The organism is Pseudoalteromonas sp. APC 3694 (assembly GCF_030407565.1).
In the GTDB taxonomy this organism is placed as follows: domain Bacteria; phylum Pseudomonadota; class Gammaproteobacteria; order Enterobacterales; family Alteromonadaceae; genus Pseudoalteromonas; species Pseudoalteromonas tetraodonis.
Genome location: NZ_JASDDE010000113.1, coordinates 1 through 2657 on the forward strand (window position 1 = coordinate 1; position 2657 = coordinate 2657).

Genomic DNA, 2657 nt, shown 5'->3' on the forward strand with positions numbered 1-2657 from the left:
GGCTTTCTTTTTGAAACTCCTTCAAAACGCGCAGCGTTTAGTGGGAGTTGTTCATCCTGAAGAATATTGAGCAAACTGTCTCTAAAACTAATTATTGGTTTAAAAAAGATCAAACTAGACTAAATGAGCAACAAGTAAAAGTGCTTAATAAATTACTTGATGGCCAATTTGAGCAGGGTATCAGTGCAAGTCAGTATCAAAAAGTGGCTAAGGTAAGTCGCGCGACGGCGACGCGTCATTTATCAGATTTACAAACACTGGATTATATAAAGAAAACCTCAGCGGGCGGTCGCAGTACTCGTTATAAAATAGCCAAATGACTTTAAAAAGCTTAAAGCTTTTTTTGTAATTCAAAGCCCTACTATTTCAACACGATGACACACAGTGAGGCAATTAAGTATGATATTCGCCTCATTTTTTGAGGCGAATAATGGCGTGAAAGTAACCTAATTTAAAAGCGGTGCTTTTCGCGTCAGCAAGCTTAACGATTATGGTGGGAATAGGTAAAAGGTTCTAGGCGCTAGGGGTTAGTCTGAATTTATAGCCCGTCGCTCGCGGCTCGTTACCCGCTGTCTTCTCTTTGTGCATATATGGTTTTAAGTGATTTATTCACAAAGAGGTTCTAGGCGCTAGTCTGAATTTATAGCCCGTCGCTCGCGGCTCGTTACCCGAAGCTCGAAACTCATTTCGTATCTATTTAAATAATATTGCAATCATATTAAATACCGCTAAACTAATCATTAGTATATTAATGACCGATTAGGTAGTCATTTATGAGATCTGAACAAGCATTAAAACTGGCGCGTCGATTGGGTGATTTAATTCGCCAGCATCGTACTTTACTTTATACCCAGAGCACGTTCGCTAAAATGATTGGTGTATCTCGCTCAACGGTACAAAAGCTTGAGCAAGGGGAGGTAGTAAAAAGCGATATATTGTTTGAAGCCCTTGTTGTTCTTCAATTGCAAGGCTCATTGCTGGATGAAATTAACGAGCTTGCCGCAGATGTGGGCGGTTATAATGCAAGACAGCGTAAAAGCAATAAAACTCAGGTGATTAACGATGACTTCTGAAGCTTATGTATTTATTGACGGTTTAGAAGACAGCCCGGTAATTTGTGGTTTTTTTAAGTTAAATACACAAACAGGCCGAGGTGAGTTTAATTATGGTAAAAGTTACCTTGCGCGCTCTGATGCGTTTGCGCTCGATCCGCTGCATTTACCATTACAGCCTGGCATCGTTAGTTATTCTGCCAATAAAGGTGTGTTTGGGGTGTTAAGTGATGCGGGAGCTGATTCGTGGGGGCGTAAGCTTATACTGTCGCTGCATAATACCAAACCAAAAAATGAGCTAGAATTTTTACTCGCAGGGTCTGGGTATGGTGTTGGCGCCTTGGTATTTAGTTTGTCGCGCAGCGCATCAAAACATAAAGCGAATAAAAATACATTAGCCGATTTAGCCTTGTTAGATCAAGCAAAGGACGATTTGCTCGCCAATAAAACGATTTCACAAGAAGCAAAAAAAGCCTTTGAATTTGGCCAAAGTATGGGGGGAGCAAGACCTAAAACCTCTGTGAAAATTGACCAAAAACTTTATTTGGCAAAGTTTAATCGTCAAGACGATTTGTTTAACTTAGCTAGGGCTGAGCATGGCGCTATGTGTATGGCTAATGAATTGGGGATTCGCACTGCAAATACCCGTATTCATGAAACAGAAAATGGCGATGTTCTGTTAGTTGAGCGTTTTGATGTAAGCGATGACTTACCAACTCATCACTTCTTAAGCGCCAATAGCTTATTACAAAAACCAAAAGTCGCGATAAGCGACTTAGCAACATACTATAGCTACGGTGAACTGGCTGAATTTATTCGCCACCACACAGGTGAGTTCGCTGCTGATGCTACAGAGCTCTACAAGCGAATGATATTTAACGTATTTATTGGTAATACCGATGATCACAGCCGAAATCATGCATTTTTGTATCACTTTGCAGGGCAAACGTGGCGTATGAGCCCCGCTTATGATATTACCCCTATTAATAACTCAAAGCAGCATGGCATAGGGCTTGGTGATGATGGCCGATATGCTAGTATCGATAATTTACTGTCGCAAGCCAAACGCTTCGGCCTCAACAAGGCTCAAGCAACAAAAATAATTGCCGAGGTTGAGAGCTATACTCGCCAGTGGCCAGCGCACATTAAACGTTTTGCTAATATCAGTGATATTGACATAAAACGCTTAGAAAGCGTGATACCCTCTATAATTTAAAGGCTAATAAAGCAGTCATTAGTGGTTTAATGACTGATTAAATGCTCATTTATTAATTGGTGCTTATATGAACCTCAAAGTGGGAATGAGAAGGCAGCGGGCTTCGAGCGACGAGGCGCGGGTAAAATGCAAAAGCCTATAAATACGCGATATAAAATCGCTGCTACAGAATAATATTTGGCTTTTTTATTTCCTCTAAAAGCGCAGCGCCTCTTAATCTCTGCGGTGTATAAATTACTTAAAAATTATTTGAACACAGAGAAGACAACGGGCTTCGAGCGACGAGGTGCGAGCTTTACAAACTGCCTGATATCAGCCCTGAACCTAGAGCCCACTCTTTTAGCGCAGCGTCTCTTTGCCCTCTTTGTGAATAATTTACTAAACCCTAT

The 2657-nt window shown here is 41.0% G+C and carries 3 protein-coding genes and 1 pseudogene; all 4 read left to right on the plus strand.

Features of this window, described 5'->3' with window-relative positions; translation table 11 throughout:
- Positions 1 to 320: pseudogene (locus tag QMA00_RS18665) on the plus strand (DUF4172 domain-containing protein); the annotation flags it as partial.
- 453 nt (positions 321 to 773) lie between these two features.
- Positions 774 to 1073: a helix-turn-helix transcriptional regulator gene (locus QMA00_RS18670; RefSeq protein ID WP_004589614.1), complete on the plus strand. Its 300-nt coding sequence runs from the start codon at positions 774 to 776 to the stop codon at positions 1071 to 1073.
- Positions 1063 to 2268, plus strand: coding sequence for a HipA domain-containing protein (locus tag QMA00_RS18675; RefSeq protein WP_076923266.1), 1206 nt, complete (start codon positions 1063 to 1065; stop codon positions 2266 to 2268). The genes QMA00_RS18670 and QMA00_RS18675 overlap by 11 nt, the downstream gene beginning before the upstream one ends.
- A gap of 177 nt (positions 2269 to 2445) precedes the next feature.
- On the plus strand, positions 2446 to 2657 hold a 212-nt coding region (locus QMA00_RS18680; RefSeq protein ID WP_290158473.1), incomplete at its 3' end, for a hypothetical protein.